At 33.0% G+C, this 13,848-nt stretch carries 14 protein-coding genes and 1 pseudogene; 2 read left to right on the top strand and 13 right to left on the bottom strand.

Annotated elements, in window-relative coordinates; genetic code table 11:
• Position 1: 1 nt before the first annotated feature.
• The 10 genes from MHH88_RS15835 to MHH88_RS15880 all read right to left on the bottom strand — a co-directional run bounded on the left by MHH88_RS15835 (position 2) and on the right by MHH88_RS15880 (position 6,578).
• The gene (locus MHH88_RS15835) at positions 2-469 is read right to left on the bottom strand and encodes a phage tail tube protein (RefSeq protein WP_108029912.1); all 468 of its coding nucleotides are present in this window, start codon (positions 467-469) and stop codon (positions 2-4) included.
• 15 nt (positions 470-484) lie between these two features.
• Complete coding sequence (locus tag MHH88_RS15840; RefSeq protein ID WP_339259287.1) at positions 485-1,780, bottom strand: phage tail sheath C-terminal domain-containing protein; 1,296 nt, start codon at positions 1,778-1,780, stop codon at positions 485-487.
• Complete coding sequence (locus MHH88_RS15845; RefSeq protein WP_339259289.1) at positions 1,780-1,971, bottom strand: hypothetical protein; 192 nt, start codon at positions 1,969-1,971, stop codon at positions 1,780-1,782. The genes MHH88_RS15840 and MHH88_RS15845 overlap by 1 nt, the downstream gene beginning before the upstream one ends.
• Positions 1,961-2,398, bottom strand: coding sequence for a DUF6838 family protein (locus tag MHH88_RS15850; protein WP_339259291.1), 438 nt, complete (start codon positions 2,396-2,398; stop codon positions 1,961-1,963). The genes MHH88_RS15845 and MHH88_RS15850 overlap by 11 nt, the downstream gene beginning before the upstream one ends.
• On the bottom strand, positions 2,391-2,786 hold the full coding sequence (locus MHH88_RS15855) for an HK97 gp10 family phage protein (protein WP_339259293.1): 396 nt from the start codon (positions 2,784-2,786) through the stop codon (positions 2,391-2,393). Before MHH88_RS15855 ends, MHH88_RS15850 begins: the two co-directional genes overlap by 8 nt.
• Before the next feature lie 869 nt (positions 2,787-3,655).
• The gene (locus tag MHH88_RS15860) at positions 3,656-4,069 is read right to left on the bottom strand and encodes a LuxR C-terminal-related transcriptional regulator (protein WP_339259294.1); all 414 of its coding nucleotides are present in this window, start codon (positions 4,067-4,069) and stop codon (positions 3,656-3,658) included.
• Positions 4,070-4,103: 34 nt separating this feature from the next.
• Positions 4,104-4,289: a hypothetical protein gene (locus tag MHH88_RS15865; protein ID WP_339259296.1), complete on the bottom strand. Its 186-nt coding sequence runs from the start codon at positions 4,287-4,289 to the stop codon at positions 4,104-4,106.
• 142 nt (positions 4,290-4,431) lie between these two features.
• Positions 4,432-5,241 carry a DnaA/Hda family protein gene (locus MHH88_RS15870; RefSeq protein ID WP_339259298.1) on the bottom strand — a complete coding sequence of 270 codons (810 nt, stop codon included), beginning with the start codon at positions 5,239-5,241 and terminating at the stop codon, positions 4,432-4,434.
• A 356-nt stretch (positions 5,242-5,597) separates the two neighbouring features.
• Positions 5,598-6,296 carry an ORF6N domain-containing protein gene (locus MHH88_RS15875; RefSeq protein ID WP_339259300.1) on the bottom strand — a complete coding sequence of 233 codons (699 nt, stop codon included), beginning with the start codon at positions 6,294-6,296 and terminating at the stop codon, positions 5,598-5,600.
• Between the two features lie 33 nt (positions 6,297-6,329).
• Positions 6,330-6,578 (bottom strand): helix-turn-helix transcriptional regulator, encoded by a 249-nt coding sequence (locus tag MHH88_RS15880; RefSeq protein WP_339259302.1) that lies wholly within the window; start codon positions 6,576-6,578, stop codon positions 6,330-6,332.
• A 152-nt stretch (positions 6,579-6,730) separates the two neighbouring features.
• On the opposite strand from MHH88_RS15880, the gene MHH88_RS15885 reads away from it, so the two are divergent.
• The gene (locus tag MHH88_RS15885; protein ID WP_339259304.1) at positions 6,731-7,129 is read left to right on the top strand and encodes a helix-turn-helix domain-containing protein; all 399 of its coding nucleotides are present in this window, start codon (positions 6,731-6,733) and stop codon (positions 7,127-7,129) included.
• A gap of 107 nt (positions 7,130-7,236) precedes the next feature.
• Positions 7,237-7,740: an ImmA/IrrE family metallo-endopeptidase gene (locus MHH88_RS15890; protein WP_339259306.1), complete on the top strand. Its 504-nt coding sequence runs from the start codon at positions 7,237-7,239 to the stop codon at positions 7,738-7,740.
• A gap of 470 nt (positions 7,741-8,210) precedes the next feature.
• Here MHH88_RS15890 and tnpA read toward each other — a convergent pair.
• The 3 genes and pseudogenes from tnpA to MHH88_RS15905 all read right to left on the bottom strand — a co-directional run bounded on the left by tnpA (position 8,211) and on the right by MHH88_RS15905 (position 13,659).
• Positions 8,211-8,690: pseudogene (tnpA, locus tag MHH88_RS15895) on the bottom strand (IS200/IS605 family transposase).
• Positions 8,691-9,596: 906 nt separating this feature from the next.
• Positions 9,597-12,818 (bottom strand): DEAD/DEAH box helicase, encoded by a 3,222-nt coding sequence (locus tag MHH88_RS15900; RefSeq protein ID WP_339259308.1) that lies wholly within the window; start codon positions 12,816-12,818, stop codon positions 9,597-9,599.
• The gene (locus MHH88_RS15905; RefSeq protein ID WP_339259310.1) at positions 12,811-13,659 is read right to left on the bottom strand and encodes a Hachiman antiphage defense system protein HamA; all 849 of its coding nucleotides are present in this window, start codon (positions 13,657-13,659) and stop codon (positions 12,811-12,813) included. The genes MHH88_RS15900 and MHH88_RS15905 overlap by 8 nt, the downstream gene beginning before the upstream one ends.
• Positions 13,660-13,848: the final 189 nt, after the last annotated feature.

A 13,848-nucleotide genomic window follows, 5' to 3' on the forward strand; every position in this document is an offset into this window, starting at 1 on the left:
CTTATTGGATAACACTAAATTGGTTTAAGATTTCAAAATCGTCAAATGTGAATGAAAATTCGTCTTTTAATGTGTCTGCACTATCTGCATCAAGCATTGCTAGTAATGTTTTATCTGGAACAATATTTCGGACATCCACGGTTTGTTTACCAGCTGCACTAGTAATATCCGCATTGACAATTGTTGCATCAAACATTGGCGATTTCCCTGAACGTAGATAGTTCATGGCCATCGCTCGAACCTCTGGGCGATGGTAATACATCGTCATTTCACCGACACCTTTTGCTCCGACAATTTTTGAACCTTCCATACGAGCATTTAACCGTTTTACTTCTACTTTGTTGTATTCTACTTCCGCCTTGAATTTAAGAATTTCTGCAAATTCATATGTTTGCCCTTCAATATTAATAAATACCAAGCCCTCACGAGAGGACATTGCGTCTTTTGTTTGCATTACGTTTGCTGCCATCTAATTTTCCCCCTTTTATTTACACTCAACGCGCATATATAATTTTTCCATTGCATCGATAAACTTGATACCAATCACTGCAAATACGGCATCTTTTTCATCACCTTGCTCAACAGTAATATCTTCAGGCAAATATGGATTGATCACCCCTAACCGAACATATGGATCGAGCACCGTTTTCATTAATTGCTTCTTAAATAAATCTCTTCCATCTTCATTATTGTTCACTTTACCGATGAAGTATTTTCGGAAAATGTGGCGTGTGTTATTTTCAACAATAGTCATTCCTCGATCAATTTTTCCTTTACGGAAATCTTGGTTTTTAGACGGTGTAAATGAATGGAAAGTATTTATATCCTGCTCTACTACTACTTCATCATTATTGAAAGTGAAGACAATATGACCGTCTTGTAATGCTTTAATGATTTCATCATTGGTCATCGCTTCCGCTTCTATTGCACCCGGATATTTTGCATATGTTAATGAACCTACAGTGGATGCTGCAAATGCTGCACCAAACCAGTACACCGCCTCATTTGCACTTAAGATTTCCCCACCATCAAGTGTGACGCCATTTTTAATCGATACTGTGCTTTCATGGTCTGCTGCATTATAATTATTTGTAACGAATGTAACGCGTTTACCTGCTTGTTCTCGCAGTTCTTTTACCTTTAAGGCAAGTAGCTCTTTTATTGTATTGTCAGCAGTCCCATATGCCACTACCTTAAAATTCAAAGTATCCAATGCAGACGCGAACTCCGATATGGACTCGTTTGTAGCAGCTACTGTTGTTCCACCAGCTAAAGTCAAAGTAGCATCACCTGTTGGTAATGAACCATTAAACAATACATATTCATTTGATTTTAAATCTTCGAAAGTAATCACCTTTTGTAAGTCCACTTGAATACCGTCAAAATAGGTTTTTACTGTTGTAGAACCGTCTAATCCAGTTGTCGTAATAATGTGAATCTTATTTCCATCAGTTCCACCGAACTTCGCAGTAGCTGTTAATCCTTCAACTGTCGCTTTCGCTTTCTCACCAACGCCATTAAGGTTATACAAATAAACATTTCCAGTAGCCTTAAAAGCTTCTCGAAGAGGTAAAATATCACCCAGTGCTTTACCGAATAAGCTCCTAAACTTTGTATTTGAAGAGAGTTTAGTAAACTTACCAACATCACCCCAATCAAGTGTCACAGGTACAACTAGAGCCCCATTAGAATCAAGTCCCATTGTATTTAAACTGTTTGTTTCAAAATTAATATAAGCATCAGGACGTACTTTATTTTGCGTTTCCCAAATTCCACCCATTATGCAATTCCTCCTTTTTGCTTCCACTCGGATACTTGTTTATCAGCTTCTATTTTTGTATAAGTTACGCCATCTTGAAGCACAACTTGATACTCTAAACGCTCTTTTGAAGATTGAGCGCTATCTAAAAAAGCAGCCTTAGAGAATTTTTTATTCCCTGGCTGCTTCACTGTTTTTGGTTTAAAAGTCATTATTTGTGTCAAATTCAACGCCCTCCAATGTTTTCATTTTCGCTTCTTCTTGACTGTCGTAAAGTCTCGCTTTCACTTGAAAATTAATCATTAGTGTTTCATTAACTATTTCCCCTTCTATTTCATGTATTTGGAAACTATCCGCAAGGTATTTAAAGTTGTTTTGGATAACTTCCAGTACATTTAAGCATTCATCATCTATTTCATCTGTAGATGGTAAATAGACGATGCTAAATGAATAGGTCCGAATTGCTTGATTCTTCATACTTCGCTCTTGATGCACGTTTATGATTCGAACTAAAAATGCAGGTAATTTTAAGTCTTGCTTAACTGGTTTATTGTAAATTTGATATTGATTGTTATCAGGATACAAAGATCGTAATTGCATGATTGCTAACGTTTTAATACGATCTGTTACATTAACCACCCATTTTACGCCTCCATTCCTTCTCGATTTCGTGTTCCCACATTTGAGGTATAAGATGTTCCATTTCTTGTTCCGTGAGTTTAAGTATATATTGACCATCTACAAAACCTACTGTTCGTCCAGTCATAACATTATGCCTTTTCTCAACAAAAAGCGGATATTCTAACTGATTATAAATAATAATGATAAAATTATTACCCTCTTTAACAATATGGTATTTCCAGTTATCACGAAACCGATTATTATCTACAGGTGTAAGCATTTTCACTTTCTTAATAGCGATTTGGGCAACTCTCTCAGCCACTTTTTTGTGTATCTTCTCAGTTGTAAAAGTGAGTTCTTTTAAGTTTTCAGCTAACTGCTTTACTTCCTTAAATTCAAATGCCATTAAGCAAACACCTTCCTTCTAAAGTACATCTTCGTTCGATACTTAGAGAAATCATTTTTTAGCTAATAGCACCTCCTCATCCTAATAAAATGAAACAAAACAACTTTCTTTTGATAGTTCTAGCCCTCCCTTTCCTAAAAAATAGTGTAACGGCATAATTTGAAAACTTATTCTTTAACGTCTACAAGTTCGAAAAAGACGAGAATAGGCATAATAAAAAGTCGTAGTTACCTACGACCGATTGATCAAATCTTTTTATTTTCTTATCTTTTTCTTGAACTAGGTTGTTCGCATTAACTTTAGAATTCTTTGTTGTTTCTCCCCATATTCAAAATATAATACAAACAGAAGAAAATCTTAGCGAACCGCCTATATCTAGTTTACATTATAATTTCTAACTCACATAATGTTTAAAGTATGGCAACTCTGGAAAGTTTGAAATCGTAGTTACCTACGACCGATAGATAAAATCCTTTTATATACTTATCTTTCTTTTGAATTAGGTTGTTCGCATGAACTTTGGAACTGTTGGCTCTCCCTATATTCAAAATATAATATAAACAAAAGATAATCTTACCTAACCTGCCTATAGCCTAGTTTACATTATAAATTCTAACTCACATAATGTTTAAAGTATGGCAACTCTGGAAAGTATGGAATGTTTCTACTGTTTGCTCTCATTTAGTGAATCCCTAAGACTATTAGTTAAAATGCTTGAAGAATTACCAAATTGCTATATGAATAAAAATTGAACAAAATGCAGCTTGCAGTTATCCTTTTTTAAAAAAAGATTTATAACGACACAAGTAGACAAAGTTTCAGGCCAATAAAAAATTTTAGGATCCCTCATTTTATATGAGGGATCCTTTTTAAGCTAACATTTTGATTAAAATATTTTCTTTAATATTTTGTATTTGTGTGTGACTCAATTCCATTTTTTTTGCTATCCAACGTTTAGATTTTCCATCTAACATCCAATTTAATACTTGTATCTCCCTATCGCCTGTAACTTTTTCGAGAAGTTTCTGAACCTCTAATATCTTTTTCTCGTAATCTGCCACACGTTTATTATTTTTCGAACGTCTAATAGCCTCTTGCATAATTGGATCACCTATCCCGCCTACCGCCTTTGGTAATGAAGCCTCAATACCATATTGTGCCGTCTTTGCCCCTATGACCATTTCTTCTCGCATTTCTTTGATAGCGTTAACCATCCAATGGTAGTCTGTAATCATTGAATCTAAAACATCCGGTGTAATAACGAAAGCTCTCTCTTTTAACATAGATTTTTCCTCCTAAGTGTAATGATATTCTCCCCTATGCAGAGTAGTAAATTTTTGGCTCATATCGATGATAGAAGCCATTGGGTTTAACATGCAATGCTAATGCTGTTTGTAATTCATACTCGTCAAAGCAAATTGTTTTCGACTTATTCTCATCCCCTTTACGCCATATAATAACGGCGTAAGGTTTTACTCCAAAACCTAAAAATATTGGATTCAAACTGCTACCTCCCATATCCCATTCATAACTAACTGTTAATACTCAACTCTTAAATGCTTTATATCCTTTTACTAAAACAAAAACGTTTTTTCCCTGTCGTTTCGTCATCTTTTCTCGCACCGATAAGGGGATGTGCGTCTCTCTATCTTTTTTCAAATAGTTTGCGCAATCGATAGTTCACTTTCTTATCCTTCTGAATAGTTACTATGAAATCTTGAGTCATTTCTAAAAGTCGACTAGTTAAAGCCTCATCGATATAAAGCATGTCATCAAGAGACAATTCACTAGATATTAATAAAGGTTTGTTGCTCAAATAACGTGCGTTGACCACTTCGAAGATGACATCAGTCTGCCACGACTTCACATTAACTTTCCCACCGAATGGCTTAAATAAATCGTCAATGAACAAGACATCAACCTCTTTCATCTGAGTCATAATTTCCATTTTACGTTCAAAATTGTTAGCTGCGATATTGTTCAAGCCATCTTTGTATGGGAAGTAAAGAACAGGCACTTGCTTTGAATGGATCAGATAGTTAGATATCGCGGTTAATAAATGTGTCTTGCCACACCCAGGTTGTCCCACAAGCATGATGCTATTTTGTCTGAAACCTCTAATTTCTTCAAAGGCTGCATAATACTGTTTCACCTTACTTTTCATTTCTACAACTTTGGGATGAACATTATCCGTCGAGAAGTCTTTAAGGCTCATTTTCTGAAACTCTTTTGTAATTGCACTAGATTCAATAAGTCTATTAATCTTGAGCATCTTATTGCATTCACAAACGATATAATAGTCTTGCTCCACTTCAACACCTCGGATATAGTAACCATTCTTTTTACGTTCTAAGTAACTACCAGTATCTTTACACTTAGAACAGTTATACTGAGTTTCTTCAATCGCTACAGTAGTTTCCGAATATAGCTTGCTTCTCGCCATGACTTCTGCCATTCTGTCGCCCGTTTTTTGCACTGATCTTCACCGACCAATCTGAATAAGTTATTACATTGCAATGTATTATTAAAAACTGCATTATTCTCCTGACTGTTTACATCTAAAAGGGTATCAACACGTTCGAACATACCCTCTAGTCGTTTTATTAATATGTCGGTCAATAACTTTTGCGCCAAGTTTGTAGATTAGGTATACAATGACATAGCCCTTATCTTTTAGACTTGAAATTAACTTTGATACTCGCCCTTTGCTAAGACTATAGATTGGTGCTAACTAATTGTTTGATGACAACACCCTTGTTCAACTCTCAAACCAAATTTCAACAATTATTATATCCACGCTTAAAACCAGAGTTAAGATACTTTTCGAGGAATCCAAGATCGAATGTAATTAAGTACATTTTGCAAATCTTTCCTACGAATATCTTTATAACTAGCTACCGCATAACGATTCTTAATTTCACGATGCAAATCACTAAATAATTTCGGTTGGATTTTTGTATCATCTTCAATCTCATAAACTTTTATGGCAACTTCTTTTCGTACAGCGCGTTGTTCACCAGAAGTTAATGTTATTTGTTCATTAACTTTTTCGATAATCATAGACAGTTCCTGCCTTATTTCATGCTGCTCTTGTTTAATTGCTTGAGCCTCCACTAAATCAGCAGTTGTACGAAGAACAGTCCCTAGTGCTTGATTTTTAGATAAAGGAACTACATTTTCTTTCACCATGTAGTATTCGTCTACTAAGATTTCGTACGAGTCCCAAGCTTCGTCTGTATTAAGAGATTGAGCATGTAGCAAAGCTCCTTTTTCAGTCCAAAGATATAACGCTCTAGCCATTTTGGAAATATGTAATTGTTGTTGCGTTTTTCGGAAATTCAATAATTCCTTACCTTCTAATTTGAAAAAATGCTTATATTCTTTATATTGATCTTTATTTTCTGAAAAATTCTTATAAATATGCTCACTGATTGTTCCATAACTTTCAGCAATTTGTGCTGTCGCAAGGACGGGACGATTTTCATATAAGATAATTTGTAATAATTTCATGTCAAATAACCTCCTTTATTAATAAACCTTGTATCATATCGCTACACAAATACATTTTACACAGCCACTTTGTAACGAATCGTGACTTTTATCATCAAAAAAAAGAACCCACTCAAAATCTAGTACTACCGCAATAGATTTAGCAACATGTACAGAAGGTCTGCGTTTACCTTGTTCAATCATGGTGTAATATGCTCGTTTAATTCCAGATGCTTTAGCGACATCATCATGAGTCAGATTATTTTCTAAACGTTTTGTTTTTAACCAAGTTCGATTTTCCAATTATTCACCATCTTTCATATAGCTTATTTATAATATAGTATCAATTCGTTACTTAGTCAACAAAATTGTATCGTTTCGTTACATTTTTATTTTTTATTGGATTAGTAACAATTTGTTACATATAATGATATTTAGAAACGCGAGGTGAAATTATGCTAGGTGTACGCTTGAAATATCTACGAAAATCAAATAACAAAACGCAACAAGATATAGCAGACATTCTAGGCATTACTAGACCAGCTTATACTGCTTATGAACAAGGTAAGAGAAATCCTGATTATGAAATTTTAGAAAAAATTGCGGACTACTATAATGTGTCTATAGATTATCTTTTAGGGAGAACAGATAATAAAGGAGCTTTACATACCCAAGCTGGCATCTCTGATAATGAATACAACAATCTAAGTGCATATCAAAAAGAGGTAATTGATTTCTTTTTAACTAGAGAAGATTTATTTTTTAAAAACCAGCCAGAAAATTTACTGGATGCGTTAGAACAATTTGAAGTTTTCTATGAAGTATTGAAACGTCAACAAGAAAACAAAAAATAAAATCACAATAATTTGCAACATTTCCAATCATTTTAAAATTCGCCTTTTCTTTGGTGAATTTTTTTGTTACCATAAACAGAACATATGTTTGATAAAAGGGGGATATTATGAATTTTATTTATACTCATCTAGAAGATTATATTCGTGAATTATATACAAGTATTGATGTGACAACACCTAAACTTCTTAATCCAGGATTAATCGCCTCACGCCTTGGTTTTACACTATACTTTTTACCTTACGATTCTACCAATACAGGAAATGTAATTTTTATTGATTCTAGATTGTCTGAAGAAAGGCAGTGGCAGGATTTCGGGCATGAGTTATGTCATGCGACGGTACACTCTGGTAATCAAGCTAAATCAATTCAGCTTTTTAGAGAATATCAAGAATGGAAAGCAAATAGTTTTGCTCTCCAAGCCTGTGTACCCACTTTTATGCTTAATAAGCTAAAACTACCTTCAAATGAGGAAAAAGCAATTATTACAATTCAAGCGTTCTTTCATGTAGAATACGATTTTGCGAAGAAAAGATTATATCACTATCTTAATAATCATTATTTTGATGGTTATAGACTCACTGAAGGGAGTAATTATTGTGAAGTACGTTAAATTACGATTGATTAACTGCAATAATTAGTGTTAGTCAGAGTGAAATAGTGTAAACGAAAAAAGTAGTAACCATTCTATCTAAGAACATCAAAAATAGTCAGTTCGAAGATGATGCCGATAAACGAATAGAATAACCATATTATTTTCAAATGAATGCGCAACCCTTTTGCCCTGACACAATTAGCTAATGGAGGTATCCACTATACAAGAAGGTACCTCCATTTACCTCAGATACATTTTGATGATATACGGTATACTTCAACAGCCTTAATAATTCAAGATGGACAAGCCCTAAAGTCATTCCATTGTGATTAGGTTAGGATTTTGTATAATCAGAACCAGAACCAGAACCACCAGTCTAACTGGTGGTTTGCTCTACGCGTGATACGCTGGGGTACTGGCCCATGTCTAAAGACACACTGAAAGGTCCACCACCCGCACTCCGTTTTCACGCTACCACTAAAGTGGGTTTATTTTTTTCTCTTCTTATTTTTTATTTCTTCTCCTGTGAATGGGTCAATGAATTCTTTCATGCTCATTTGATCCTCTAGAATATCTTCTTGTAATTGATTTTTTATATATTCCTGAATAATTTTTCTATTTCTTCCCACGGTGTCTACATAATATCCTCGGCACCAAAACTTCCTGTTCCCCTATTTGTATTTCAGATTCGCATGTCGATCAAATATCATTAAACTACTTTTCCCTTTCAAATAACCCACAAATGATGAAACACTTAATTTTGGTGGGATACTTACCAACATATGAATATGATTAGGACATGCCGTGGCTTCGATAATTTCTACACCTTTTCTTTCACATAACTGCCGAAGAATTCGACCAACATCTGCCTTGATTTGTCCATAGATAATCTGCCTTCTATATTTTGGCGCAAAGACGATGTGATACTTACAATTCCATGTCGTGTGTGCTAAACTTTTATTATCCATTTGGATCCCCTTTCGTACGAAGTCGGTTGACCAGACCTGAATTTATCGTACGGCTGGGGATTTTTTCTTGTCCATAGCTAGAAGCTCTTTAGAACCCCTCGCATAGCAAGGGGTTTTCAAAAAAATACAATAAAAAGCCTTACAACCGTTGTGGCTGTAAGGCTTAAGTTAGCGTCCCAGGAGGGATTCGAACCCCCGAACTCCTCTATAGAGGCTCCACTATTTTATCATCTAAAAAAGCGGTAATGGTGCGGGTTAAAAGGTCTTTTCTTCTCAAGGTGGGATTCGTTCAATTTACGAACTCGGACCGAAATCATCTTTAATATCATATTATCATCATATCTCGCCCATTGAAAGTACATTCTCTAAATCGCACATCACGCGTATCTCAAATTAATCAAGTTCTTTCCTGACTTTTTTCCCAAACTCTGCTTATCATTATTTACTCTATCTCTTATCTTTATTGTAAAAATCACTAGGGCGTCTTCCTTCTCACTTAATTCTCATTCACAATTTTATCCGAAATTTTTTAAACAATTTCCTTAAACTTTTCACATATATAAAAAGAGAACCTTTAAAAAGGCCCTCTGTAAATTCATTTTCATTTCAATACATATAGTACTTTCAATAATTTAATCACACATTTAATCACATTTTATATAACCCTTACCTAATTCATATATAAGGACAAACTAATACATATGTTCATTTCATACTCATAAAAATACCAAGAGCCAATCCACAGCCACTTTATGTATGGAGACGGTGGGTTATACCCCCTTATAAATTGTACATACTGTCATACCAACGTTCTAAGCAGTTATTTTGATAGTTGTTATTGCAGTAACTTTAAAAATAACTTTTTTCTACTCCCTCTATACCACTACTTACAGAGAAAAGGTAAATTTAGTTACCATAAATTTTTAATACAAATATGTCATCACTATTCCGTTTTAATGAATACTTAAAATTATTTATAGCAAACTCTTTTTCCTTCATCTCATCAACTGATAAGTTTAATTTATATTTATTTTTTAAATCCAGGGTTACCAAATAATACATTCCATCATTTTTGATTAAACGGAATTCATTTATTTCATGTGGGATATTTTTCAATATGTAACTAAATGATTTATCTTTAACTGCTTTATTCGATAACTCATTCTCATACCACGATTTTATCAAAGCAAAATATTCTGTTTCTCTGAATTCCTCAAGAATACTAGACGAAACTCTAATCAAAAATATTTTAAGCATCAGCTTATCATCATACACCCTAATTGTATCGCGATATTTGTTGGAAATTTTAGCAGCTACTTCTCTTGAGTTTAGTCCCATTAAATAAATCTTCACCGCTTCCAAGTTAGGCAGACCATATTTTAGTAGTTCGTTAAATTCAAGAAGTTTTACATTACATTCCTCAAGTTTACTATATGCACAAATTTTAGAGAAAGTATTAATTATTAAAGGCAACTCATAATACAATTTAGACCAATTAAAATTATCAAATGTTCTTTCATTTAATCTCTCACCAGATATCCACTGAGCTATTTGTTCAAATACTATATCTCTATTATCGCTTCGATACATATTCAATTCAGAATTCGCTATATCTAATAAGAAGGAAATTAAATCATCTTTAAAGTCCTCTTTCATTAGGATGTCATGAAGAACAGGTAATTTTCCTTCTAGTAACCTTATGAATGATAAAGCAATGCCCGATTGTAAATAGAGCTCTTTTTTCTCGCTATTTTGATATGTTGCTTTAACATAATTCGCTCTAGCTTTTATTATTCTTTTTAATTTTTCTTCGTCAAAATCGCCTGCTTTATTTCCAGCTGATATCATCGCAAAACTTTTTGTAATAAATTCATCTAAGCTACCCAGCTCAAAATTCTCTTCATTTAAAATCGCCAATAAAGTATCATCGATGACAAATAAATTCAAATCATCTTCAAATCTTTCTTCATTTGAAATAATTTCTAGCAATATTTCAAATTCAACACCATTATTTAATGCAATGTCATAAATATCTTTTAAAGCATCATAAACTCCACTTTCTACTCTTTCAATTGTCCCATTTATAAAACTTTCAAAAATCCCTATTTCCCATTTGCTATTTCCCCTAGTTCCATCTATAGCAAATAATACCCTGCCTTCAACATCTATAAAAGACCTACCTGCACGACCAATGATATTGTGAAATTCACCATTAGTAATTACGTCTCTAGTCATTCGGTAATGAGCAATTATAACGGTTGAAACACCTATATTAACACCTTGAGCCAAGGTACTTGTTGCTACAATAATCTTTGGATTTGAATATCTAAGGATTTTTTCAGTAGCAATTCTCAAATCGTTTGGTAAAGAAGCATGATGAACTATTATTCCTTTCAAAGCAGCTTTCTCGTAAATACTGTCTTCCCCATAATACGCTTTTAAAGAAAATAAATAATCTTCCCAGAAAATATTTTCCCACGTATGGTCTTCAATATAATCTAGAATTCTTTGATACCACTGAATGTACCCCTTCACCATGTTTTTCCTAGCTAGGTATATCAATACCTTTCCTGAATCAGAAAACTTTAGTGCAGTTAGCATCACAGCAGTTCTTTTATCATTAGGCAAAACAACTTTTCTTGGTAGATTTATATTTTCTACAAAGTTATGATTATAAGGATTATTTTCACCTTTCCATTTAATAGTGACATTGCTTCCTTTAAACAAAAGAACGCCATATCTCTTCTCATTTATAGACTGATTTAACACATACTCGTTACCATCAGCTTGGGTAATCCATTTTGCCACTTCTGAAGAATTTGGCAAGATAGCTGATAAAACAAGAAACTTACCATTCACTTTCATCACATAATATTTGAGTTCTTCGTAGAATAATTCATTCCTAGTAAATCTTATATCTCCGCCAATTAAATGCCCTTCGTCTAAAATAATCAACTTAAGTCGAGCCTTAATGTCATTATCATTTCTAAGAATCATTTTTGCTTTTTCTGGGGTAACAATTAAAACGTTTGAATCACCTATTAAAAATTTATCAAATAAAGACTCTGTACCATCGCCATACATATTAGAAATTTTTATTCCTAAACTACTTAAATTTTTCTTTAATGTCTCTTCTATTTCAAAAGCTAAAGATTTAAATGGTGCCAAATACATGATAATTGCAGTAGGCTCTTCTACTAATGTTTTCAGTATATTTATTTCCGCTATCTTAGTTTTCCCACTACTTGTAGGTAAGGCTAATACTGAACCCGATGGATTCATGCTTTTTACTAAAGCATCAATTTGAAAAGGAAATAATTCAACAATGCTTGGTGAACTAAATAAATTTTGTAAAATAAACTTTTCAACTATTTCACTGTCTTGTATCAAAGGTGGTATTACTTTCCACAAAGATGCTCTATGAAAGGTCTTAAATAAGTAATTTAATAGTTTAAAAATATACCATGCAAAAACATCATTATCTATTTCACTCAGTTCTACCAAATCAGCAGTATTTTCTATAGCTGCATAAATAAATTCGTCATTTCCTGTACTTATATATCTTAAATAATTATTCATCGCAATCGAAAGTATACCTAAATAAATATGGCTATCCCTTTCAATGTCACTATCGAAATCAGATTTCTGTATGTTCATATTAAACAAGACTTCTTCATACAAAAGGTTATACTCTTTCTTCAGATAATAAGCCACCATTTTCGTAATTTCATTTTTCTCATCGAAATACTTCATTATTGCAAATGATTTTGAATAATCTCCAGAAATATAGTACGCCATCGAAGAAATAAGTAAATAATAGTCCTTTTCAGCTTTATTAGTTCCATAATGGTACATATTTTTTAGAATATCCGCTGCCATTTTAAACGAGTTATTTCTTATACTTATTAATTCATAATCCATTTCATCAAAATCAACTCTTAATGCTGTATTTAAATACATCTGGAATATAGCTATTAATTTTGTATCTAGGTCTTCATCATATTTTGGATAATTTTCAGGTGGTTCGTTAACATCTCTAAGAACGGCTCTTGAATATGATTGAGCAATTAAATTTTGAAAATAATCGTCACTATTAATTCGATTATAGTTTTCTAGAACATTATTCATCTGTATCCACTCCTAAATTTTTAAATGCTCTATCATAGCTGATGTCTGCAAATCGAGCCGGGTCCATCATACTTAATGAAATAATTCCAAAATTTTTATTTTTAGATTTCATATGAGTATCAATAATTCTAGCAGTGTTATGATTACTTAATAATAGTCCTATATTGATTATCTCCACTTCACTCTTGGCAACTTTATCTAACAATTCTTCTAGGATTTCAGCTTCCTCGATTTTTCCCATGCCGTAAAACAATTCAATTGTAAACCCCAAGGATAATGGGCGCACAATACTTTTACCATAGTCATCGCATATATCATTTACAACTTGTTGATTTGGTGTAGTACGAAATTTCGCTTCTCCTGTATATACTTTTGAAAAAGGCGCTTCTTTATTTAAAAGTAATACGTCGTCTCCTTTCATTGATTGCTCTACATTTGTGTTATATCGAAGCCTATAGATAAATAATCTATTAGGCGTAACTTTTTCGAGATATTCACCTAATAGTATCTCACCTAAATTCCCCCTCTGAGTCTTTTTACTTTTTGGGAGTAATTGCTGACCTTCTAAATACTTTCCATAAGCATATTTATCTAATACTCTTTTTTTCCTTTCTAAGGAAACCATTCTTTCTGGCGAAATATGATGTTTCTCTATTAAAGATACAAATTCATCAAAAGGGTTCTCCACATCCTGCCTAACATTTAATTTACGATGTATTTTATATGTGCTATCCGCATTTTCAATAAAATTATCTTCAGATATGAGCCAATCCGCAAAAAACGTATTTTCTTCTGGGTGTTTATCTAAATGCGAAAATACAATAAGGTTTTCTGTCATCATTAATCACTCCCTACAGATACATAACTAAATTTTACCAAACAAAAACCTAACTTACCATGTCTAGTAAGTTAGGTTTTGCTAGTATAATTTAAATACACTTTTCATAGTAATAATACATTCGAATACAATCAAAGCACATTTTATTCTGTAACATCCCATTAAAAGAATTAATACTTATAGATAATCTAA

The organism is Lysinibacillus sp. FSL K6-3209 (assembly GCF_037976175.1).
Lineage (GTDB): Bacteria > Bacillota > Bacilli > Bacillales_A > Planococcaceae > Lysinibacillus > Lysinibacillus sphaericus_D.